Below are 21,166 nucleotides of genomic sequence, written 5' to 3'. Positions count from 1 at the left end.
CTGGAGGACTGTTCTCATGGCCGTACGCAAGGCCGGACGCATCGCGACCGCCGTGGCCGCCGCCGCGCTGATCGGGGTGGGCGTGGCCGCCTGCGGGCCCGACGACGGCGGCAGCGGCAAGAAGGACTCCGCCTCCGCCGAGCAGTCCGCCCCCGAGGCCAAGGCCCCGCCGCACGGCGCCGAGCTCGGCAAGGTGCCCGCCAAGGTGAACGGCGGCGTGATCACCGTCGGCGACCCGAAGGCGAAGCATACGGTCAAGATCTACGAGGACGCGCGCTGCCCGTTCTGCGCGAAGTTCGAGGAGAACGGCGCCCAGGCGCTGGTCAAGCCGGTGACCGAGGGCAAGGTCAAGATCGAGTACACGATCGCCTCGTTCCTCGACAAGAACTTCGGCGGCAGCGGTTCGGTGAACGCCGCGAACGCCCTGCGGGCCTCCGTCGAGGCGGGCAAGTTCGCGGAGTTCCACGCGGGTGTCTTCGCCAACCAGCCCGAGCAGGAGTCGGACGACGCCTTCACCCCGGCCTTCCTCCTGAAGATCGCCGACAAGGTCGACGGGCTGCGCGGCCCGGCCTTCGACAAGGCCGTCAAGAACAACTCGTACGAGAGCTGGACCGAGGAGGCCATGAAGTCCTTCCAGAAGGACGGCGTCCAGGCCACTCCGAACGTCCTCATCGACGGCGAGAAGGTGCCGGGCGACGGCAGCGCGATGTTCAGCGAGTCCGAGTTCGCGAAGGTCCTCAAGGACCAGGGGATCGGCTGACCCCGGCCCGTGCGGTGACCCCTCTGGTCAGCGGGTAGCAGGCCAGGCCGATCAGGACCGAGGTGAAGTGTCCGAGGTCGGTGAAGGTCCGCCCGCTGACCAGCGGGATGCCGTACACGACGAGGACGCCGAGGAGATACCCGTACCGCCAGGGCCTCGGCAGCCGGTACGTGAGCACCGCCACGACGCCCGCCAGCGCGTAACTCACGCCCACATCAAGGGTGTTGACCGACGACGCGGGCGCGGCGCCGTGGCGGACCGCGAGCAGCAGCACGCCCTCGCTGATGAGCGTGGCCGCGACGTGCGCGCCCGCCGCCACCGCGAGCCAGCGCCAGGTGCCCAGCCAGCGCTCCACGGTGGCGTGGAAGGCCGTGTAGAGCACGACGTACGAGAGCCAGCCGCCGCCGTCGATCCAGAAGGCGCTGGAGACCAGCACCCGGACCGGGTTCTTGCTGAGCTCGTGGATGTTGGTGGAGCGCTGCCGCAGGAACTCGTCCTCGAACTCCGGGGACATGTGGTGCATCGCGACCGTCGTGAAGAAGAGAGCCGCGAGCCAGATGTAGGTCCCCGGGGCGCTGCGGACGTAGGACCGGATCGCGTGGGCGGCGCGGGCCACCGGGTGTTCCGCCCGCCGGAAAAACGACATGTGCCGATTCACGCACGTCGGTAGGGTCGCGAAGGTGATCGACATTCGCATTCCGGACGGGCTGATCGAGTCGCAGTACGCATACGCGGGGGAGCCGGGGCGTGCCTTCATCGCCGCCCTGCCCGCGCGCGTGGAGGAGTTCCTGGAGCGCTGGGAGCTACGGGTGGACGGGGACCCGATGCACGGCATGGCGGCGCTGGTGCTGCCGGTGGTGCGGGCGGACGGGACCGGGGCCGCCCTCAAGTTCCAACTCCTGGACGAGGAGACCGAGGGCGAGCCCGTGGGCCTGCGGGTGTGGGACGGCGACGGCGCGGTCCGCCTCCTCGCCTACGACGACGAGACGGCGACGGGCACGATGCTGCTCGAACGCCTGGACTCCGGGCGGATGTTGTCGACGACGGCCACCTCGCGCGACGAGACTCGCAAGGCCGTGCTCGTCATCGCGGAGCTGCTCGCCCGCCTCACATCGGTGCGGGCCCCGGCGGGGATGCGCACCCTCAAGGACATCGCCGGGCAGATGCTCGCGGACACCCCCGACGCCCTGACGTCCCTCGCCGACCCGGCCGAGCGGGCGCTGGTCGAGCGGTGCGCGGGCGCGCTGCGGGAGGTCGTGGGCGAGCCCGGTGACCGGCTGCTCCACTGGGACCTGCACTTCGAGAACGTCCTCGCGGCCGACCGCGAGCCCTGGCTCGCCATCGACCCGAAGCCGCTCGCCGGCGACCCCGGCTTCGACCTGTGGCCCGCCCTGAACAACGAGTTCGACGCCGACGACCTGCTGTGGCGGTTCGACGCCATGAGCGAGGTCCTCGGCCTGGACCGGAAGCGGGCCGCGGCCTGGACGCTCGGCCGGGTGCTGCAGAACGCGCTGTGGGAGATCGAGGACGGCCGCGCCCCCGACCCGGAGGACCTGGAGGTCGCGCGGCAGCTCCTGGACCACCGCGCGTAGGGCAGGCTTTAGCCTTCGACCATGATTCGTACCGCGACCCCCGCCGATGTCCCCGCCCTCCACGCCATGGTGTGTGAGCTCGCCGACTACGAGAAGGCGCTCGACGAAGTCCGCGCCACCGAGGAGCAGTTGCACGAAGCGCTGTTCGGGGAGCGGCCCGCCGCCTTCGCCCACATCGCCGAGACGGACGCGGGCGAGACGGCCGGGTTCGCGCTGTGGTTCCTCAACTTCTCGACGTGGCGCGGGGTCCACGGGATCTATCTGGAGGACCTCTACGTCCGCCCCGAGGCGCGCGGCGGCGGCCACGGCAAGGCGCTCCTGGCCGAGTTGGCGCGGATCTGCGTCGCGCGCGGCTATGAGCGCCTGGAGTGGTCGGTGCTCGACTGGAACACCCCGTCCATCGACTTCTACGAGTCCCTGGGCGCGCGCCCGCAGGACGAGTGGACGGTCTATCGGCTGACGGACGGCGCGTTGGCCGAGTTGGGTTCCGGGAGCGGGAGCGGGAGCCGTTAAGGAAGTCCCCTTTTAAAGCAAGGTCATTGCGTATGCGGAGCGCCCGCTGGTAGCGTCCCGACGCAACGACCAGGCAATTTCAGGAAGTTGGGGGAACGGCTTCGTGAGCATGCGCAATAAAGGTATTTCCGTCGTCATAGCCTGCGCCTTGACCGGGGTGGCGGGCAGTACGGCATACGCGGCCGCAGAGCAGTCGGCGACTGAATCCCAGGCCGTCGGCGCGGACGAGATCTGCGCGGTCCTGGGCATCGGCAGTGGCGCGGCCGGCCTGACCAAGGCGCTGGCCAAGGGGGCGTCGTGGGTAGGGATCGGCGCCAGCATCGGCTGCTACGCGTACACGAAGGCGAAGCAGGTGACGCCCGCGCAGAAGCGCGCGGCCATGATCAAGTCGTACAAGAAGTACCAGGCCATGAGCGCCCTCAAGAAGCTTGACGCACTGGGCTATTACTGCCGGAAGCAGAGCGGCGGTGGCGGTGGCGGTACGGATGTCGCCCCGGCCAATGCTGTCGGCCCGGCCCATGCTGTCGGCCCGATCACCACGATGGCAGGTTGGCGGACCATCAAGATGAAGGGCGTCAAGTACTCCTGCACCGCCAATAGGGACTAGTGATCCGCCGTGGCCCGGGACAGGTACGGAGAGCGATTCCTTTTCTCCGTGGCGCTGGTCGTCGTGAGCCTGCTGTGGATGACGCAGGAAATGGCTCAATGGGCGACCGTGTTGTGCGGCGCCGGTGCCGTTGCCGGAGTCCTTGGAATTCTCCACTTCGGCCGGCTCTATATGCGGGCACGCGGAAATTGACGTAGGCGAGGGCCGCCCCCACCGAAAGGTATGGGCGGCCCTTTGCCGTCCGACGCCGGGTGCTTCTACGGGATCAGCACGACCTTCCCGATCGTGGCCCGCGTCTCCAGGGCGCGGTGGGCGGCGGCCGCCTCGGCGAGGGGGAAGCGCTGCACGGCAGGCGTGAAGTACCCCTCGGCGGCGGCGGACAGCGCGCGCAGCTCCAGCGTGCGGACCGGGTTGTCGCCGCCCGCCGCCCGCATCATGGCCGGGCCGAGCGGGCTGACCTGGGTGATCCCGCGCCCGGCCAGGTACCCGTCGGGGAAGGTCAAGGGCGCGCCGTCGTGCAGGCCCTGGCCGGACCAGCCGAACACGACGTGTGTGCCGCCGGGGCCGAGCAGGTCGACGGCGGCGCGCCCGGCCTCGCCCCCGACGCCGTCGAAGACGACGGTGGCGGCGCGCCCGCCGAGGTGCGCGCGCACGGCGTCCGGCCATGCGGGGTCGGTGTAGTCGACGGCCAGGTCGGCGCCGTTCGCCCGTACCCGTGCGGTCTTCTCGGGGCCGCCCGCCAGGCCGATCACCGTGGCGCCCGTGTGCTTCGCGTACTGCGTGAGGAGGGTGCCGATGCCTCCGGCGGCGGCCGGAACGACGGCCACGGAGGAGGGGCCGAGCTCGGCGAACTGGAGGATGCCCATCGTCGTGCGGCCGGTGCCGATGAGGGCGACGGCCTCCTCGAAGCCGAGCGCGTCGGGGAGTTCGTGGAGGCGGTCGGCCTCGGTGACGGTCAGCTCGGCGTATCCGCCGGGCGCGAAGCCGATGTGGGCGGTGACGCGCCTGCCCAGCCAGGCGGGGTCGACATCCGGGCCGAGGGACTCGACGGTGCCGGCGACCTCGCGGCCGGGGACCGTGGGCAGGGCGGGGAGTTCGGGCAGAGGGCCCTTGATGCCCGCGCGGATTGCCGTGTCGAGGAGGTGCACCCCGGCGGCGGCGACCGCGATCCGGACCTGCCCGGGGCCGGGCTCGGGGTCGGCCGTCTCCTCGTGCACGAGGTTCTCGGCCGGGCCGAAGGCGTGCAGACGGATGGCGTGCATGGCGGGCTCCTGGGGTCGGGCGGGGGCCGGAGGAGCTCCGGCCCGGGGACGTCCGCCACTCTGCGACCTCAAGCGGACTTGAGGTCAACCCAGGGCTTGACCGAGGGCTCGACCCAGGGCTCGGTCGCCCCCGGCCGCCGGGCGCCGCCCTCCCGCAGGCGTCCGCTGAGGGCCAGCGCCACCGCTTCGATCGCGCTGTTGAAGGAGACCTCGGAGAGCAGCCCGGGCGCCGCGACCTGGTCGCCCACGAGGTAGACGCCGTCGCCCCGGGCGATCGCGGGCCGGTCGCGCCAGGTGGTGCCGGGGTGGTCGACGGCGCCGGTGCGGCCGTTCGCGACGGAGGCGCGGCGCCAGGCCACGCGGCCGCGCCAGTCCGGGAAGCCCAGGTCGAGCAGGCGCTCGGCGCGGGCCTCGCCGTCCGCCTTCGTCTCGTCGGGCCCGATCGGGAACTGGCCCTGGAGGAGCTGCCGGCCCGCCGGGGCGAGGGTGCGGTCCTGGGCGGTGAACCGCTCGATCCAGCCGGTCCCGTCCAGGTCGGAGAGGACGAAGGGGTCGCCCTTGCGGGAGCGCAGCGCGAGGTCGACGAGGACGGTGCGGCCGCTGTCCCAGCGCAGTGAGCCGTCGTCCAGGAGGCGGCGCGCGGAGTCCAGGGAGGTGGCGACGACGACCGGTCCCGCGGAGAGGCCGGTGTCCGTGAGGGAGTCGACCCGGGCCAGGGTCTCCACGCGCACCCCGAGGTTCCAGGCGCGGGCCGCCATCCGGTCGATGACCGACGCCCAGCCACCGACGGGGAGTGGGGTATCCCCTGCCCGAGCGAGGCCGAGAGCTCGGGGAAGGGCTTCTGAGGGCATCTTGGCGGCGCGGCGCAGGCGCTCCTGGACGAAGCGGGCCGAGAGGGAGCCGGGGTCGTGGTGGAAGGTGGCGACGGCCACGTAGTGCGCGGCCGCGCGGGCGCCCTCCTCGCCCACCTGACCGGTGGCCCAGGTGGTGAAGTCCTGGTCGACGGGCGCCAGTTCGGCCTTGCGGCGCAGCAGCTTCAGCATCGCGAAGGGCGGGGTGCGGCGCAGGGCGCCCCGGTGGCGCAGGCGCAGGCGGGTGCCTTCGAGGGGCGGGACCGGGGCGAGCGGGCCGATGAGGTCGCGCTGCTTGAGCCAGGTCCAGTGGGGGCCGCCGCTGTAGAGGGCGTGCGGGCCCTCGTTCGTCTTGTACGGGCCTTCGGCGGTGCGGGCGCGGCCGCCGAGGGTGTGGTGCGACTCGTGCAGGGTCACGCGGGCCCCGGCCTCCGCGGCGCTGATGGCGGCGGTGAGCCCGGCGAAGCCGCCGCCGATGACGGTGAGACGGGGCATCCGGGTCGTACGGGGGGTGCGGGGCGTACGGGCCATGGCTGGGTTTCCCTCTCGCGCGGTGGCGGGTGCTGTCCTTGTGCGGGTCTTTGGTCCTGTCGTTCCTGTCCTTGTTCAGTACGACCGGGCGAGGGGGCCGGAATGTGACATCGGGCCGTTGTCAGTGGTGGGAGTCACCATGGAGGGCATGGCAGCACGAGGACGGAACGCAGGCAGGGGCACGGGTGGCGCGGGCTCGGGGGAGGCCAGGGGCGGCCGGTCGGGTACGGAGGTGAAGGCGGCGCGGCGGCCGGAGGTGCGGCTGCCGGTGCTGACGCCTTTCGAGGAAGGGGAGTTGGCGCCGGACGGGGACTATGACGGGGTGGAGTTCCAGGGCCTCGACCTGGGCGGGCAGGACGGCGGGGGAGCGCTGTTCATGGACTGCGCGCTCGCCGGGTGCGGGCTCACGGAGACGCGGCTGCACGCGGCCCGCTTCGTCGACTCGGTGGTGACGGCCCCGCAGGGCGTGGGCACGGACCTCGCGTCGGCGTCGCTGCGGGACGTGGAGGTGGTGGACGCGCGGCTCGGCGGAGTGCAGCTGCACGGGGCCGTGCTGGAGCGGGTGGTGGTGCGGGGCGGCAAGATCGACTATCTGAACCTGCGGAAGGCGAAGCTGAAGGACGTCGTCTTCGAGGAGTGCGTCCTGGTGGAGCCGGACTTCGGGGCGGCGTCCCTGGAGCGGGTGGAGTTCAAGGGGTGCGCGCTGCGGGGTGCGGACTTCAGCGGGGCGCGGCTGCGGGACGTGGACCTGCGGGAGGCCGCACAGCTGGAGATCGCGCGGGGGGTGGACTGTCTCGCGGGGGCGGTGGTCAGTCCGGGCCAACTGCTGGATCTGGCACCGGTGTTCGCGGCGCAGCTGGGGGTGCGGGTGCTGTAGGGCGCCGGGGGGCGGGGTGCCCGGGCTCAGGGTGCGGGGTGCGGGGTGCGGGGTGCCGGGTGTGTGGCGCCGGGGGGCGGGATGCCGGGTACCGGGTGTGTGGCGCCGGGCTCAGGCGACCCGGGGGAAGCGGGCCTGGAGCGTCCAGATCGCCGGGTTGTCCGCCAGGTCCTCGTGCAGGTCGGACAGGTCGGCGATCAGGTCGTGGAGGAAGTCCCGTGCCTCGCGCCGGAGTTCGGTGTGGGAGAAGGTCAGCGGCTCCTCCTCGCCCGGCATCCAGTCCGCCTCGACGTCGACCCAGCCGAAGCGGCGGGCGAAGAGCATGCGGTCGGTGGACTCGGTGAAGTCGATCTCCGCGTGCTGGGGGCGCGCGGCGCGGCTGCCCAGCGGGTCCCGGTCCAGGTGCTCCACCGTGTCGCACAGCGCCCACGCGAAGTCGAGCACGGGCACCCATCCCCAGCCTGTGGACAGCTCCCGGTCCGCCTTGGTGTCCGCCAGGTACACGTCCCCGCAGAACAGGTCGTGCCGCAGCGCGTGGACGTCCGCGCGGCGGTAGTCCGTCTGCGGGGGGTCGGGGAAGCGGTTGGAGAGGGCGTAGCCGATGTCGAGCACGTAGGTGATGGTGTCATGGGGTTGCCCTGTAGTTGGCCGCATGGCGTCTGACCTGCTGAAACGTTACGCTCACGCGTTCGAGTGAACGATCCCCGGCTCCGTCCGGGCGATGCGGCATACGCTGGCACTGTCGCGCTGAGCGAAGGAGGCCCGCCATGGCAGCACTGCCACTCCCGGAGTGCGAGCCCTGTCAGGAGTTCGACCCCACTGATGAGCCTGGTCAAGGACCAGGTTCCTGCCATGCCGGTGGAGGACGCCTTCGTCATGTTCAGCGCGGTCGCCCCCAAGGGGTGGCGCGTGGAGTTGATCGAAGGGGAGATCCACGCGACGCCTCCGGCCGATGGGGAGCACGAAGAGATCGTGTCGGAAATCACGGGTCAAGCACGGGATCACCGTAAGGACTTGGCTCGCTACACGGGCATCGGCCTGTACTTGCCGGGCGCGTCGGTCTCCGGCCAGGTCGAGCCCGACATCGTGCTCGCGCCCAAGGGCAGCTTCGCCGACCAGGAGGAATACCACGACCCGAGCCCCGTCCTCCTCGTCGCCGAAGTCACCTCCAAGTCCACCGGCGACAACGACCGCCACAAGAAGATCCTCGGCTACGCCCGCGCAGGCATCCCCGTCTATCTCCTCATCGACCGCAAGGCCGGGCACGCCGTGCTGTACACCGAGCCCGCCGGTGAGGAGTACGAGCGCCAGGAGACGTTCAAGCTCTCCAAGGTCATCCCGCTTCCCGAGCCCCTCGGCTTCGAGCTCGACACCAGCCAGTTCTGAGCAGACGCGCCCTCCTCACCCCAGCAGCCGCTGCTCCTTCGCCACCGCCACCGCACCCGCCCGCGTGTCCACGCCCAACTTGTCGTAGATCCGGCCCAGATGGGTCTTCACCGTCGCCTCGCTGATGAACAGGGCGCGGGCGATGTCGCGGTTGCCGAGGCCGTGGGCGAGCTGCGCGAGGATGTCGCGCTCGCGGTCGGTGAGGGTGGGGCGGGGGCTGCGCATATTGGCCATGACACGGGAGGCCACCGGTGGGGAGAGGGTGGTGCGGCCCTGGGCGGCGGCCTGGATCGCGGAGAACAGCTCCTCGGGGCGTTCCGCCTTGAGCAGGTAGCCCGTCGCGCCCGCCTCGATGGCGCGGGTGATGTCGGCGTCCGTGTCGTAGGTGGTCAGGACCAGGACGTGGGGGACGTGCGGCGGGGTGCCCGAGGAGGAGACGATGCGGCGCGTCGCCTCCACCCCGTCGATGCCCTCGCCGAGCTGGAGGTCCATCAGGACCACGTCCGGGGCCAGCTTCGCGGCCAGGGCGGCCGCCTCCTCGCCGGTGCCCGCCTCGCCGACCACCTCGATGTCCGGCGCGCTGCCGAGGAGGGCGAGCAGGCCCGCCCGTACGACGACGTGGTCGTCGCAGACCAGGAGGCGGACCGGGGCCGTGCCGGGCGTACTGCCGGGCGTGCTGCCGGGCGTGCTGCCGGGCGTACTCATGCGCTCTCCAAGGGGATGGAAACCGAAAGCACCGTGCCCTCGCCCGGCGCCGACTCGATGGTCAGGGTGCCGCCCAGCTGGCGCACCCGCGCCCGGATCGCGGGCAGGCCGTGGCCCCGTACCCCAGGGCCCCCGCCCCCGGCCGGGAGCTCCGCGGGCGTGAAGCCGCGGCCGTCGTCCAGGATGTCGAGGACCACCTGGTCGTCGAGGTGGGTGAGGGTCAGGGCGGCCGTCGTCGCGGCGGCGTGCTCGCGGACGTTGGCGAGGGCGCCCTGTGCGATGCGGAGCAGCGCCGAGCTCACGCCGTCGGGGAGCGGCACCGCCGGGGCGCCCTCGGCGTGGAAGCGGACCGTGAGGCCCGCCCCCGACTCCCGCTCGGCCAGGGCCCGCAGCGCCTGGCTGAGGCCGCCGCCGTCGGCGAGGTCGGCGGGGGCGAGGTCGTGCACGAAGCGGCGGGCCTCGGCGAGGCCGCGCTCGGTGACCGACTCGGCCGTACGGATGTGGGTGCGGGCCTTGGCCGGGTCGGTGTCCCAGAGGCGGTCCGCGGCCTGGAGGAGCATCTGCTGGCTGGACAGGCTCTGCGCGAGCGTGTCGTGGATCTCCATGGAGAGGCGCTGGCGTTCGGCGAGGGTGCCCTCGCGGCGCTCGGTGGCGGCGAGTTCGCGGCGGGTGCGGATGAGGTCGTCGATCAGGGCGCGCTGCCGGACCGCCTGGCGCCGCATGTGGAGGAAGACCGCCGTCGCGATCGCCGACACGGCCGGCGGCCCGAGGATCAGGTCCGGGTCGTACCGGCCCGCGAGCCGCAGCTGGGACGCGATGACGCAGCCGGTGAGGACGGTCACCAGGGCCAGGGCCGCGCGCGGCGGCAGCGTCCGCAGGCCGGTGTAGAAGAGCGGCACCGCGCACCACCCGAAGCTCGGCGCGAGGACGACGAGGACCAGCCAGACCACGACGACCAGGGCGAGCCAGGTGAGGCGGCGGGGCGTGGGCCGGGCGCCGGACGCGAGTCCTGGCGGGTGGGGGAGTCCTGACGGGTGGGGGGCGGTGCGCCTGCCCCGGGGCGCGCCGGTCAGGAAGGACGGCAGGAAGGACCGCAGGAACGGCAGCAGGAACGGCAGGGCGTAGAGGACGGCCAGGACCGCGGAGAGCGCGATGATCCACGGGACGCGCGCGCCGCCGGGGTGGCGCAGCAGGAAGCGGGCCAGCGAGGTCGCCAGGAGCAGGTAGAAGGTCGCGTGCATGACGGCCGCGAGCCAGCGGGCGTCGGGGTCGTGCGTGCGGGGGCCGCGGTCGTGCGTGCGGGGGTCGGTGCCGTGTGTGCGGGGGTCGGTGCCCGGCGTGCGCTGTCCCACGGGGCGCCTCCCTCTCGTACTGCCGCCTCGTACTGCCGCGAGGCGGTCGCTGGGCCGGGCCCCACCCAGGTCGCTGGATCTGGGCCCACACTCATGTCTCTGAACTGGGCAAACACCCTTATTGTCCCCCGCCCTGGCGGGCCCGGGGTCAACCGATCGGTTGACCCACGTGTCGGCCGAGTCGCGCGCCGCCTCCAGCCGGTACGCCGAGGGGTGCGGGCCGGAAGCGGCCACAGGATTGAGGGCAGAGGCAAGCACCTCCGAGGCAAGCCCTCCGAGGCGATCGGCCTCCTCCTCCCGCCTCCCTCCCTCCCCGATTCGCAGGAGCCCCTGATGAAGAAGTTCACCCGCCGCACCCGCGTCCTCACCGGCGCCGCCACCGTCGCCGTCCTCGCCGCCGGTACCTTCGGTGCCGTCTCCGCGAGCGCCGACGCCCCGGCCGCCACCCCGAAGGCCGCGGTCACCGCCGACGCCGGCAACGCCAACCTGCAGCAGAGCACGCACCTGACGGCCGCCGCCGCCAACAAGGCCGCGCAGGCCGCCCTCGACGCCGCGAAGAAGGAGAACCAGAAGGTCTCCGTCGCCGTCGTCGACCGCAACGGCAACACCATCCTCACGCTGCGCGGCGACGGCGCGGGCCCGCAGTCGTACGAGGCCGCCGAGAAGAAGGCGTTCACCGCCGTTTCCTGGAACGCCCCCACCTCTGAGCTCGTCAAGCGTCTTGACAAGGCCCCCACCCTGAAGGACATCCCCGGCACCCTCTTCCTGGCCGGCGGCGCCCCCGTCACCGCCAAGGGCGCCCCCGTCGCGGGCATCGGTGTCGCGGGTGCCCCGAGCGGCGACCTGGACGAGAAGTTCGCCCAGGCGGGTGTGGCGGCGCTCGGCCGCTGAGCCCCATGCTGCTGAGGCTGTTCCCGACCCTGCCGCCGACCGCGAGGAGATCCGTCATGAACAAGCGTGCCGATCAGCGTCTGCTCGACGCCGCGCGGTCCGGGAACGCCACCGAAGTCGCCGCCGCCCTCGACGCGGGTGCCCGCGTCGAGGCGCGCGACTCCGAACTGCGCACGCCGCTGCTGCTGGCCGCCGTCGGCGACCACGTGGCGGCCGCGCGGGTCCTCGTCGCGGCGGGCGCCGACGTCAATGCGCAGGATCACCGCGCCGACAGCCCCTGGCTGGTCACCGGCGTGACGGGCAGCGTCGCCATGCTGCACGTCCTGCTCCCGGCGGGACCCGACCTGAAGCTCCGCAACCGCTTCGGCGGGATCTGTGTGATCCCCGCGTCGGAGCGCGGCCACGTCGCGTACGTACGTGAGGTGCTGCGCGTCACCGACATCGACGTCGACCACGTCAACGACCTGGGCTGGACCGCCCTGTTGGAGGCCGTGATCCTCGGCGACGGCGGGCGCGCGCACCGCGACATCGTGGAGCTGCTGCTCGCCGCGGGCGCCACCGCCGACCTGCCCGACGGCGACGGGGTCACGCCGCTCGCCCACGCGGAGCGGCGCGGCTTCACCGAGATCGCCGACCTGCTGAGAGGGGTCTCCTGATGGCGCACCGCTCCCGGATCACGGCGCCCGGCTCCCGGATCACGGCGTCCCGCACCCGGATCGCGGGCGCTGTCCTCCTGGCCGCCGCGGCCCTCGCGGGCTGCGGCACCGGCGCGGGCGCGGCGTCCCCCGAGCCCGCCCGCGCCGTACAGACGGCCACCCTGCCCGCGAAGGCCGGGACTCCCCAAGGGACGCTGCTCGTCGCCGACTTCGGCTCCGACACCGTCACCTTCATCGACCCGAAGAAGGGCCCCGTCGACTCCGTGCGGGTCGGCCAGGCCCCCTACGGGCTCGCCGTGGGCAAGGACGGCCGCGCCTGGGTGGCGACCGCCGAGGGCGTCGCCGTCGTCGACACCGCCACCCGCGAGCGCGTCGACCGCATCCCGTACGAGACGGAGACCGGGCCCGCCACGACCGGCGAGTACCGGGGCGGCGGCATGGGCATCGCACTCGCCCCCGACGGCAAGCACGCCTATGTGGGCGTCAACGTCCCTGACAAGAAAGGGGTGTTGGAGGTCATCGACACCGAGCGCCGCGCCGTGACGGACACCGTCGGGGTGGGCCGCCGCCCCTTCGACGTGGACGTCTCCAAGGACGGCCGCGAGGTGTACGCCACCGACCACGACTCCTTCGACGTGACGGTGGTCCGCGCGAATGACCTGAAGCCGCGCCGCATCGAGGTCGCCCCCTACGGGACCGAGGGCGGCCTCGGCTCCTGGCTGAAGCCGCACTACGCCGCCGTACGGCCGTCGGACGGGAAGCTCCTGCTGCCCTTCGAGGGCGAGAAGCTCGTCGTGCTCGACCCGCGCACCGGCGACCAGGACATCGAGAAGATGACGGCCAACACCCACCAGCACGGTGCCGCCGTCGCCCCCGACGGCACCCTCTTCGCCGTCGGCACCGGCCCCATCGACCCGGACCGGGACGACGGCCCTTCCCTCACGGTCCGCGCCCCCGACGGCCACGAGCGCGTCTACCCGCTCGACGGGCCGCACGAGGACGTCGCGGTCTCCCGGGACGGCCGCACCGCGTACGTCACCGGTGGCTTCACCCGCGACGGCTACTGGAACGGGATCTCCGTCGTCGATCTGGACAGCGGGGACGTGCGCCGACTGGCGGGCGGGGAGCGGCCGTTGGGGGTCGCGGTCCTGTGACCCCGCCGCGTCCCCGTTACCTTCCGCGCAACACGTCGGCAATCCGAACATGTGCCGCATAAGATCGCTGACGTGGACCAACGACGCCCCCGTGCCCTCACCGCGCTGACCCTCGCCTCGCTGCTCGCCCTGACCGCCTGCAGCGGCTCCGGGGTGAACGGCACCTCCGGCGCCGCGGGCCTGCGCGACCCGTACTTCCCGAAGCAGGGCAACGGCGGGTACGACGTGACGCACTACGGCCTGAAGCTCGGCTACGACCCGGAGTCCCACCACCTCACCGGCACCGCCGAGATCACGGCCCGCGCCACCCAGGACCTCAGCGCCTTCAACCTCGACCTGAAGGGCCTGGAGGTCTCCGGCGTCACCGTCGAGGGCAAGGCCGCCCGCTTCCAGCGCGCGGGCCAGGAGCTGACCGTCCGCCCGCACGACGACCTCGACAAGGGCGAGACGTTCCGGGCGACCGTGCGCTACGCCAGCACCCCCGAGAAGATCACCGACGCGGACGACGCCGAGGAGGGCTGGCTGGAGACCGAGGACGGCGCCCTCGCGCTCGGCGAGCCGAACGGCTCCATGGCGTGGTTCCCCGGCAACCACCACCCCTCCGACAAGGCCGCGTACGACATAGAGGTCACCGTCCCCAAGGGCCTGAAGGCCATCTCCAACGGGGAGTTGACCCGCGAGACCACCGAGAACGGCCGTACGACCTTCTCCTGGCACAACGCCGAGCCGATGGCGAGCTACGTCGCGACGGTCGCCATCGGGGCGTACGAGGTGAAGAAGTCGGCGACGAAGTCGGGCCTGCCCGTCCTCACGGCCGTCGACGCCTCCCAGGTGAAGGAGAGCGCGAAGGTCCTGGCGAAGATCCCCGAGATCATCGACTGGGAGGAGTACAACTTCGGGCCCTACCCCTTCTCCTCGACCGGCGCGATCGTCGCCCCCGAGGACTCCGCGGGCTATGCCCTGGAGACCCAGACCAAGCCCGTCTTCCCCGGCGCCCCCGACACCGAGACCCTCGTCCACGAGCTGGCCCACCAGTGGTACGGCGACTCCGTCACGCCCGAGACCTGGCAGGACATGTGGCTCAACGAGGGCTTCGCCACGTACGCGGAGTGGCTCTGGCAGGAGGACCACGACGGCGACAGCGCGCAGGAGACCTTCGACGCGCTCTACAAGGGCGACTACTACGAGGACGAGGAAGACAACGACGCCGTCTGGGACTTCCCGCCCGCGAAGCCGACGGACGCCGCGCACATCTCGGACTCCCCGGTCTACGAGCGCGGCGCGATGGTCATCCACAAGATCCGCCAGGCGGTGGGCGACGACCGCTTCTACGACATCATCCAGGGCTGGGCCGCCGAGCACCGGCACGGGAACGCGGACACGGCGGACTTCACGGCGTACGTGGAGAAGATGGCGCCGGACGACGGGGCGCGCGAGAAGCTGAAGGTGGTCTGGGACGAGTGGCTGCACGGGGACGGCAAGCCGGAGAAGCCGTGACCCGTACGTCCCTTGTGGCCCCTGTGACGTCCCTTGAGGTCCCTGTGACTTCCCCTGTGGCCCCTATGAGGCGAGGGACTTGCGCAGGACCGCGCAGGGGCGGTGGAGCGCCTTGTCCTCGCGGTGGTCGATGACCTCGTAGCCGAGCGCCGTCCAGAAGGCGAGCCCGGCCGGATTGTTCGCCAGCACCGCGAGCCGCACGGCATCCCGTCCCGCCGCCCGGAACCGCTCCTCGACGGCGGCCGCGAACTGCCGCCCGTACCCGGAGCGTTGACGGCCGGCGTCCACCATCAGCAGGCCGATCCAGGGGTCCGGGTCGGCCGGGTCGGGGTGCCGGGCCAGGGTGACCGCGACCCCGACGAGCCGCCCCTCGCAGCGGGCGAGCAGCACCTCCGCGTCCGGGTGGGCCAGGTCGTCGGCGAGGGCGGCGGCAACCTGTTCGGGGCGGACGTCGTCGGGGTCGGGGAAGTCGCCGCTGAGCGCGTGGAAGGCGCGGTTGGAGGCGTAGAGGCCGGTGAGTTCGGTGAGGACCTCGGCGGGGATGTCGGGGGTGCCGTGGTCCACGGGCACGGCCAGGGGTTCGATGAGCACGGCGGCAGGCTAGCGCCTGATCCGCCGGACAGGCCCTAGGGCCTGTCCGGCGGATCTTGCCGCGGTCGCGGGCTGTGGTACGCCGATCTGCGGCGTTGTCGTCGGTTGCCAACGCTCCGCGTTGTCGCCCTCCTCCGCCTTGCATCTCGACGCACCACAGCCCGCTCACCAGCGACGGACGGCACAGCTCGGAATCATGCGGCCTGATCCGCCGGACAGGCCCTAGTCGGTCTCCGGGCGCCGCGGGCCCGGGGCGAGCAGCCGCCACCAGCCGCGCAGCACGTACCCGGCCCAGTAGACGCCCGCCGCGCAGTGCAGCCAGAACCAGAAGGACGTCGGGTCGGGGTCGCGGACGTCGTCCACGAGCACGGTGGCGGCGAAGAGCACGCCGAGCGCCGTCGCCCCGTACAGCTTCCGCCGGGCCAACCGCCCTTCCCTGGCGGGTCCTTCGGCGAGCCGGAGGGCGTACACCTCGACGTCCCCGAAGGCGTCGGCGGCGCGTTCGCCGGACGCGGCGAGGTGCTGGCGGGCCTCGCGCACATGCCCGCGGGCCTCGGCGGCCCGCATGGCGTGCCGCCCGCGCAGCAGCCCGCCGAGCCGGCCGAGCCATCGCGCGTCGTCCCCCGCCACGGGCGCGGGCGCGAACCACCGGTCGAGCACGGCGTCCGGGAACGCCACCGCGCCCCACATCCACGCCACGCACCCGAGCGCGAGCACGGGCTGGGGTACGTCGAAGAGACGCCCGTCCGGTACGAGGGTGGCCACCGCGGCCCCGGCGCCCACCGCGGCGACGGCTCCGGCGAGGAGCCCCCACGTGGCCCGCATCCGCCCGGTGGCCCGGGCGACGAAGGCGAGGGTGCCGAGGACGATGACGCCCACGACGGTGAGGAAGAAGGTGATCCCCTCCCGACTCACCGTCGCCCACAGCCCGTTCTCGAACCACCGCACGACGGACAGGACGAGCCCGACCCCGCCGAGGACGGCGAGCGAGGCGGTGACGCGCTCGCCGGGCAGCAGCCCATGGGCATCGACCCGTGCGCGCTGCTCCTCGCTGATGCGCTCGCGGGCGACGGCGCGTGCGTACGCCTCCGGGGCGCCGAGTACCTCTTCGGCCGGCAGCCCGGCCTCCGTGACGACCTCGTGGGCCTCGGCGAGGACGGTGCCGGCGAGTCCGGCGGGCGCGTCATGGTCGAGCACGAGCCGCAGCTCGACGACGGCGGCCCACTCCTCGTCGGCCTCCCGGGCCCAACTGACGTCGGCTTTCCCGGTCCTGGTCACGCTTCCCCCTCGATGGTCGCTCCTCCGGCGAGGGCGGCGACGGCGCGGGTGAAGTCCCCCCACGCGGCCCGGTCGCGCCGCAGCCGCGCCCGCCCCTCCTCGGTGATCCGGTAGTACTTCCGCCCCGGCCCGCCCTCGCCCGCTCCCCACTCGACGGCGACGGAGCCCTCTTCTTCGAGACGGGTGAGCGCCGGATACAGAGTGGCGGCTTTGACGCCCCCGAGCCCCGCCCCGTCGAGCCGGCTCAACAGGGCGTACCCGTAGCTCTTCTCCTCGCTGTCGAGGATGCCGAGCAGGCAGAGGGGGAGGGCGGCGCGGGTCCACGGCGCGGGCGGGGCGGCGGGTGTCGCGGCGGCCACGGGCTCCCTCTTCTCGTCTGCCGACTATTACAGAAACAAGAATAGTCGAGTTCGCCGACCCGGCAACCCCTGGGGCGTGCGTTGAAGGGCGGTGCGTCAGTGCCGGAGCAGGCAGTACGGATGCCCCGCCGGGCACGAAAGCGCCCCGGCCGCTTCCTCCACGGCCGGGGCGCTCTCAGCCCTCAAGCGGGCAGCTCTCAAGCGGGACTCAGACGTTCACGCCGAAGTCCTGGGCGATGCCCACGAGGCCGGAGGCGTAGCCCTGGCCGACGGCGCGGAACTTCCACTCCGCGCCGTTGCGGTACAGCTCGCCGAAGACCATGGCGGTCTCCGTGGCGGCGTCCTCCGAGAGGTCGTAGCGGGCGATCTCGGTGCCGCCGGCCTGGTTCACGATGCGGATGAACGCGTTGCGGACCTGGCCGAAGTTCTGCGAGCGGTTCTCCGCGTCGTAGATCGAGACCGGGAAGACGATCTTCTCGATGTCGGCGGGCAGACCCGCGAGGTTGACGTTGATCTGCTCGTCGTCGCCCTCGCCCTGGCCGGTGACGTTGTCGCCGGTGTGGACGATCGTCTGGTCCGGCGTCGCCTTGTTGTTGAAGAAGACGAAGTGGGCGTCCGAGTAGACCTTGCCCTGCGTGTTCACCGCGATCGCCGAGGCGTCCAGGTCGAAGTCGGTACCGGTGGTGGTGCGGACGTCCCAGCCGAGGCCCACGGTGACGGCGGTCAGGCCCGGAGCCTCCTTGGTGAGCGAGACGTTGCCACCCTTGGACAGGCTTACTGCCATTGTTGGGAGTCCCTTCCCTTGTCTGCGTACGCACAGGCTGTGCGTAGGGGCTTCGTACTGGGGACGAAGCTACCGGTACTCCTATGAACGCCGACGGGGGTCCCCAAGGTTCCACTTCCACGAACCTCGCTTTACTTTCTTTACCCGGACCGCCTCGCGGCCCTCGCAGCCGGGCGTAAACCGTGTGACGTGGACCGGACATGTGCGGGACCATGGGGGCATGTCCAGCCGACCGCACGTCATCCGCGGCTCGGTCTCCCTGCCGGAGGCCGAGCTCATGTGGCGTTTCTCGCGCTCCGGCGGCCCCGGCGGGCAGCACGTGAACACCAGCGACTCACAAGTGGAGTTGCGGTTCGACCTCGCGAAGACCGAGGCGCTGCCCGAGGTGTGGAAGCGGCGGGCCCTGGAGCGGCTCGCGCCCCGCCTGGTGGACGGCGTCATCAGCGTACGGGCGTCGGAGCACCGCTCCCAGTGGCGGAACAGGGAGATGGCGGCCACGCGGCTCGCCTCCCTGCTGGCGGAGGCGACGGCCCCGCCGCCGAAGCCGCGGCGCGCGACGAAGATCCCGCGAGGGATCAATGAACGGCGCCTGCGGAACAAGAAGCAGCGGAGCGAGACGAAGCGGGGGCGCACCGGACGGGACTGGGGATAGCGGTCGGCCTTGCGGCGGCGCCCCTTCCGGGGCTGCGCCCCTGGCCTCCCTCCGGGGCTGCGCCCCTGGCCTCCCTCCGGGGCTGCGCCCCTGGCCTCCCTCCGGGGCTGCGCCCCTGGCCCCGCTTCGGCGCTGCGCGCCTCGTCCTCAATCGCCGGACCGGCTCTGTCTGTCTGCCTGTCTGCCTGAGTGTCTGCCTGTCCGGCTGTCTATCCCAGCTGCCGGTACTTCCCCCTGAAATACGTCAGCGGCCCCCCGTCCGCGCTCGGCACCCCCGCCGTCAGGACCCGCCCGATCACCAGCGTGTGGTCGCCCGCCGGTACCGTCTGCTCGGTGCGGCACTCCAGCGTCGCGAGCGCGCCGCCCACCAGCGGGGCGCCGGACTTCTCCCCCCGTGCGTACGGGATGTCCTCGAAGAGGAGGCGGTCGCTGATGCGGCCCTTCATCGCGAAGCGGCCCGCGATGTGGCGCTGGCTCTCGGCGAGGACCGAGACCGCCCACAGCGGCTGCTCGGCCAGGAGGTCGTCCATCCGGGAGCCCTCGCGCAGGCTCACCATGACCAGGGGCGGGTCGAGGGAGACGGACAGGAACGCCGTCGCCGTCATGCCGACGTCCTCGCCGCCGGGGGCGTCCGGGTCGTCCGGGTCCAGCGGGGGCTCGTGCGCGGTCACCAGGACCACGCCCGCGGCGAGCCGGGACATGGCGGCTCGGAACTCGTCGTTGCTCACCCCCTCAGGATGCCCGCCGGAAGCGGGTCCCCAGGGGGAACTTGGCGGCGGACTGGGCGGTGAGCTCTTCAGTGCGGTAACCACGGCCACGACGCTAGCCCCGGCCGCCCCGCCGCCACATCGGGCCAAGGGCCGAGTGAGGACCTAGGACCAACACCGGCTTCCCACCTGTGACTTGAGTCACAGGACCCATATTTTGTTGACCCTGTGTACCGAGTGAGCAGCTCACTGTGATTCAGTGACGGTGGCAATCGGACAGAGGAGTAGCTGGAGACTGCCGAAGTCTTCCGAGTCGTCCGAGTCTTCCGCAGAAGGCGCCGAAGATTGCTGAAGACGCCGAAGACTACTGAGGACGCTGCGAATCCTGGAGTTGCTGTCGAGGTCTCGGGGAGAGCGAGCATGGAGAGCGAGTCGGAGCCGTACGTCCGTCTTGCGACCCTGCGGCAGCTGCATCAGGTCGTGGCGGACCTGAACACGGCCCGGAGCCTGGCCGACACCTTGCAGACCGTCGCCGACGGCGTCGTCAACGGCCTCGGCTACGAGCTGGCGTGCGTGAACCTCGTCCGCCCGGACGGAGACCTCGTCGTCGCCGCCTTCGCCGGGAACTCCGCCGCCGAGGCCCTCATCACCGGCCGCGTCGGCTCCCGCGACGCCTGGGAGCGCCGCCTGGCCATGGGCGAGGCATGGGGCGCCCTCCGCTACATCCCGCACACCGAGGGCTGGGTCCTTGACGAGGACGACGTGCCGCAGTGGTACACCGACGGCCCGCAGCCCCGCTTCGAGGACGAGTGGCACCCCGCCGACCGGCTCTTCGCGCCCATGTACGCGACCGGCGGCTCCGGCGGCGAGCTCATCGGCGTCATATCCGTCGACCGGCCGCGCAACGGGCGGCGGCCCGGCGCCTGGGGCCGAGAGGCCCTGCAGATGTACGCCTTCCAGGCCGCCATCGCGATCAGCAACGCCCGCCTCCGGGCCAACATGCAGCGCGCCCTCGTCCGCCTGGAGCGCGAGCAGCAGGCGCTGCGGGCCAGCGAAGAGTCGTTCCGCCAAGCCTTCGAGTACGCCCCGTCCGGCATGGCCATCGCCGAGATGGGCGGCGACCAGCACGGCCGCATCCTCCGGACGAACGACGCGCTGTGCCGCCTCCTCGGGCGCCCCGCCTCCGCGATGCGCCGCTACTCCTTCTCCGACCTCGTGCACCCCGAGGACATCGGCACGCTCCTGCGGACCTCGGCCGAGGGCGGCCGTGCGGAGCTGCGGCTCGGGCGGCGCGACGGGACGTATGTGTGGGTCTCGCTCCGCAACTCCGTCGTCGCCGACGCCGCCGACGGGCCCCGCTTCCTGCTCACCCACGTCGAGGACATCGAGGAGCGCAAGCGCCGCGAGCTCCAGCTCGCCCACCGCGCCTCGCACGACGCCCTGACCGGACTGCCCAACTCCGCCGAGCTGCGCACCCGGCTCAGCGCCCGCCTCTGCCGCAGGCCCCAGTCGCCGCAGCCCAGCGCCGTCGACTCCCTCGACGCGGCCTACGGAGACCGGGGCGACGGCGGCTACCAGGGCGGCTACGGCAACGCGGCCATAGGGCACAGCGCCGGGCACAGCTATGACTACGGCGGGCCGCACCAGGGCGAAGGCTTCGACCACCACGTCCACACCGTCGCACCCGGCGACGACGGATCGGGCGCGGACGACGGCACGAAGGGCCTCGCCGTCCTCTTCTGCGACCTCGACGGCTTCAAGTCGATCAACGACCGCTTCGGGCACCACACCGGCGACGCCGTCCTCATCGAGGTGGCCCGGCGCCTCACCAGCGGGGTGCGGGACGGGGACACGGTGGCCCGGCTCGGCGGCGACGAGTTCGTGGTGCTCGCCGACGGGCTCGGCCGCGCGGACGCCCAGGACCTTGCGGTCCGGTTGCGGAACGCCATCATTCCGCCCATCCGCGTGGACGGCAGGGCGGTCCGCGTCGGCGCCAGCTTCGGCATCGGCTGGGCCCACTGCGGGATGTCGGCCGACGAGGTGCTGCACTCCGCCGACCAGCGGATGTACGTGGAGAAGCGGTCCCGCGCCAAGCAGCACCGACGCGCGGGATGACCCGTTTTGTCGTGTGCGAGTAGTGCGCGAGCCGTGTACGGGATGA

Annotated in this window: 24 protein-coding genes; 13 read left to right on the top strand and 11 right to left on the bottom strand. The window is 72.4% G+C overall.

The features are described from left to right. The first annotated feature begins 16 nt into the window (after positions 1 to 16). Positions 17 to 760 carry a DsbA family protein gene (locus tag ACFWYM_RS15945; protein WP_384836165.1) on the top strand — a complete coding sequence of 248 codons (744 nt, stop codon included), beginning with the start codon at positions 17 to 19 and terminating at the stop codon, positions 758 to 760. Here ACFWYM_RS15945 and ACFWYM_RS15940 read toward each other — a convergent pair. Next, positions 738 to 1,406: a rhomboid-like protein gene (locus ACFWYM_RS15940; RefSeq protein ID WP_384836162.1), complete on the bottom strand. Its 669-nt coding sequence runs from the start codon at positions 1,404 to 1,406 to the stop codon at positions 738 to 740. The genes ACFWYM_RS15945 and ACFWYM_RS15940 overlap by 23 nt on opposite strands. Here ACFWYM_RS15940 and ACFWYM_RS15935 point away from each other — a divergent pair. The 4 genes from ACFWYM_RS15935 to ACFWYM_RS15920 all read left to right on the top strand — a co-directional run bounded on the left by ACFWYM_RS15935 (position 1,405) and on the right by ACFWYM_RS15920 (position 3,664). Beyond that, a complete protein-coding gene (locus tag ACFWYM_RS15935; protein WP_384836159.1) occupies positions 1,405 to 2,352 on the top strand; it encodes an aminoglycoside phosphotransferase family protein in 948 nt (315 codons plus the stop codon). The two genes, ACFWYM_RS15940 and ACFWYM_RS15935, sit on opposite strands and share 2 nt — an antisense overlap. Positions 2,353 to 2,373: 21 nt before the next feature. Next, positions 2,374 to 2,865 (top strand): GNAT family N-acetyltransferase, encoded by a 492-nt coding sequence (locus ACFWYM_RS15930; RefSeq protein ID WP_384836156.1) that lies wholly within the window; start codon positions 2,374 to 2,376, stop codon positions 2,863 to 2,865. 109 nt (positions 2,866 to 2,974) lie between these two features. Continuing rightward, complete coding sequence (locus tag ACFWYM_RS15925; protein WP_384836257.1) at positions 2,975 to 3,472, top strand: hypothetical protein; 498 nt, start codon at positions 2,975 to 2,977, stop codon at positions 3,470 to 3,472. A gap of 48 nt (positions 3,473 to 3,520) precedes the next feature. Further along, positions 3,521 to 3,664, top strand: coding sequence for a hypothetical protein (locus ACFWYM_RS15920; RefSeq protein WP_384836153.1), 144 nt, complete (start codon positions 3,521 to 3,523; stop codon positions 3,662 to 3,664). 65 nt (positions 3,665 to 3,729) lie between these two features. Here ACFWYM_RS15920 and ACFWYM_RS15915 read toward each other — a convergent pair whose 3' ends face one another. Continuing rightward, positions 3,730 to 4,734, bottom strand: coding sequence for a zinc-binding dehydrogenase (locus tag ACFWYM_RS15915; protein ID WP_384836150.1), 1,005 nt, complete (start codon positions 4,732 to 4,734; stop codon positions 3,730 to 3,732). 68 nt (positions 4,735 to 4,802) lie between these two features. Next, positions 4,803 to 6,080, bottom strand: coding sequence for an NAD(P)-binding protein (locus ACFWYM_RS15910; RefSeq protein WP_384836254.1), 1,278 nt, complete (start codon positions 6,078 to 6,080; stop codon positions 4,803 to 4,805). A gap of 184 nt (positions 6,081 to 6,264) precedes the next feature. On the opposite strand from ACFWYM_RS15910, the gene ACFWYM_RS15905 reads away from it, so the two are divergent. Then, a complete protein-coding gene (locus tag ACFWYM_RS15905; protein WP_384836148.1) occupies positions 6,265 to 6,993 on the top strand; it encodes a pentapeptide repeat-containing protein in 729 nt (242 codons plus the stop codon). 111 nt (positions 6,994 to 7,104) lie between these two features. Here the strand turns inward: ACFWYM_RS15905 and ACFWYM_RS15900 are convergent, their stop codons facing one another. Next, on the bottom strand, positions 7,105 to 7,605 hold the full coding sequence (locus tag ACFWYM_RS15900) for a hypothetical protein (RefSeq protein WP_384836145.1): 501 nt from the start codon (positions 7,603 to 7,605) through the stop codon (positions 7,105 to 7,107). A gap of 210 nt (positions 7,606 to 7,815) precedes the next feature. Between ACFWYM_RS15900 and ACFWYM_RS15895 the strand changes: the two genes are divergently transcribed. Beyond that, a complete protein-coding gene (locus tag ACFWYM_RS15895) occupies positions 7,816 to 8,379 on the top strand; it encodes a Uma2 family endonuclease (RefSeq protein WP_384836142.1) in 564 nt (187 codons plus the stop codon). A 15-nt stretch (positions 8,380 to 8,394) separates the two neighbouring features. Here ACFWYM_RS15895 and ACFWYM_RS15890 read toward each other — a convergent pair whose 3' ends face one another. Beyond that, on the bottom strand, positions 8,395 to 9,084 hold the full coding sequence (locus ACFWYM_RS15890) for a response regulator (RefSeq protein WP_384836139.1): 690 nt from the start codon (positions 9,082 to 9,084) through the stop codon (positions 8,395 to 8,397). Then, on the bottom strand, positions 9,081 to 10,325 hold the full coding sequence (locus tag ACFWYM_RS15885; protein ID WP_384836251.1) for a sensor histidine kinase: 1,245 nt from the start codon (positions 10,323 to 10,325) through the stop codon (positions 9,081 to 9,083). Before ACFWYM_RS15885 ends, ACFWYM_RS15890 begins: the two co-directional genes overlap by 4 nt. A 444-nt stretch (positions 10,326 to 10,769) precedes the next feature. Here ACFWYM_RS15885 and ACFWYM_RS15880 point away from each other — a divergent pair, with 444 nt between their 5' ends. The 4 genes from ACFWYM_RS15880 to ACFWYM_RS15865 all read left to right on the top strand — a co-directional run bounded on the left by ACFWYM_RS15880 (position 10,770) and on the right by ACFWYM_RS15865 (position 14,634). Beyond that, positions 10,770 to 11,327: a heme-binding protein gene (locus ACFWYM_RS15880; protein WP_384836136.1), complete on the top strand. Its 558-nt coding sequence runs from the start codon at positions 10,770 to 10,772 to the stop codon at positions 11,325 to 11,327. A 56-nt stretch (positions 11,328 to 11,383) separates the two neighbouring features. Continuing rightward, positions 11,384 to 11,983 carry an ankyrin repeat domain-containing protein gene (locus ACFWYM_RS15875; protein ID WP_384836133.1) on the top strand — a complete coding sequence of 200 codons (600 nt, stop codon included), beginning with the start codon at positions 11,384 to 11,386 and terminating at the stop codon, positions 11,981 to 11,983. Then, positions 11,983 to 13,137, top strand: a complete 1,155-nt coding sequence (locus ACFWYM_RS15870) for a YncE family protein (RefSeq protein WP_384836130.1) — start codon at positions 11,983 to 11,985, stop codon at positions 13,135 to 13,137. Before ACFWYM_RS15875 ends, ACFWYM_RS15870 begins: the two co-directional genes overlap by 1 nt. A 72-nt stretch (positions 13,138 to 13,209) precedes the next feature. Then, complete coding sequence (locus tag ACFWYM_RS15865; protein WP_384836128.1) at positions 13,210 to 14,634, top strand: M1 family metallopeptidase; 1,425 nt, start codon at positions 13,210 to 13,212, stop codon at positions 14,632 to 14,634. Between the two features lie 63 nt (positions 14,635 to 14,697). Here the strand turns inward: ACFWYM_RS15865 and ACFWYM_RS15860 are convergent, their stop codons facing one another. The 4 genes from ACFWYM_RS15860 to ACFWYM_RS15845 all read right to left on the bottom strand — a co-directional run bounded on the left by ACFWYM_RS15860 (position 14,698) and on the right by ACFWYM_RS15845 (position 17,646). Then, on the bottom strand, positions 14,698 to 15,225 hold the full coding sequence (locus ACFWYM_RS15860) for a GNAT family N-acetyltransferase (RefSeq protein WP_384836125.1): 528 nt from the start codon (positions 15,223 to 15,225) through the stop codon (positions 14,698 to 14,700). A 222-nt stretch (positions 15,226 to 15,447) separates the two neighbouring features. Continuing rightward, positions 15,448 to 16,503, bottom strand: coding sequence for a hypothetical protein (locus ACFWYM_RS15855; RefSeq protein WP_384836122.1), 1,056 nt, complete (start codon positions 16,501 to 16,503; stop codon positions 15,448 to 15,450). Beyond that, entirely contained in the window at positions 16,500 to 16,862 is a 363-nt protein-coding gene (locus ACFWYM_RS15850; protein ID WP_384836119.1) for a PadR family transcriptional regulator, read from the bottom strand. Before ACFWYM_RS15850 ends, ACFWYM_RS15855 begins: the two co-directional genes overlap by 4 nt. A gap of 208 nt (positions 16,863 to 17,070) precedes the next feature. Then, positions 17,071 to 17,646: a TerD family protein gene (locus tag ACFWYM_RS15845; RefSeq protein ID WP_289949196.1), complete on the bottom strand. Its 576-nt coding sequence runs from the start codon at positions 17,644 to 17,646 to the stop codon at positions 17,071 to 17,073. Positions 17,647 to 17,866: 220 nt separating this feature from the next. Between ACFWYM_RS15845 and arfB the strand changes: the two genes are divergently transcribed. After that, positions 17,867 to 18,298, top strand: a complete 432-nt coding sequence (arfB, locus tag ACFWYM_RS15840; RefSeq protein ID WP_384836115.1) for an alternative ribosome rescue aminoacyl-tRNA hydrolase ArfB — start codon at positions 17,867 to 17,869, stop codon at positions 18,296 to 18,298. 209 nt (positions 18,299 to 18,507) lie between these two features. Here arfB and ACFWYM_RS15835 read toward each other — a convergent pair whose 3' ends face one another. Next, positions 18,508 to 18,999, bottom strand: a complete 492-nt coding sequence (locus ACFWYM_RS15835; protein ID WP_384836248.1) for a flavin reductase family protein — start codon at positions 18,997 to 18,999, stop codon at positions 18,508 to 18,510. A gap of 426 nt (positions 19,000 to 19,425) precedes the next feature. On the opposite strand from ACFWYM_RS15835, the gene cdgB reads away from it, so the two are divergent. Next, positions 19,426 to 21,120, top strand: a complete 1,695-nt coding sequence (gene cdgB / locus ACFWYM_RS15830; protein WP_384836112.1) for a diguanylate cyclase CdgB — start codon at positions 19,426 to 19,428, stop codon at positions 21,118 to 21,120. Positions 21,121 to 21,166: the final 46 nt, after the last annotated feature.

The organism is Streptomyces sp. NPDC059009 (assembly GCF_042740175.1).
Lineage (GTDB): Bacteria > Actinomycetota > Actinomycetes > Streptomycetales > Streptomycetaceae > Streptomyces.
This window is presented reverse-complemented; position numbering and strand designations above follow the sequence as displayed.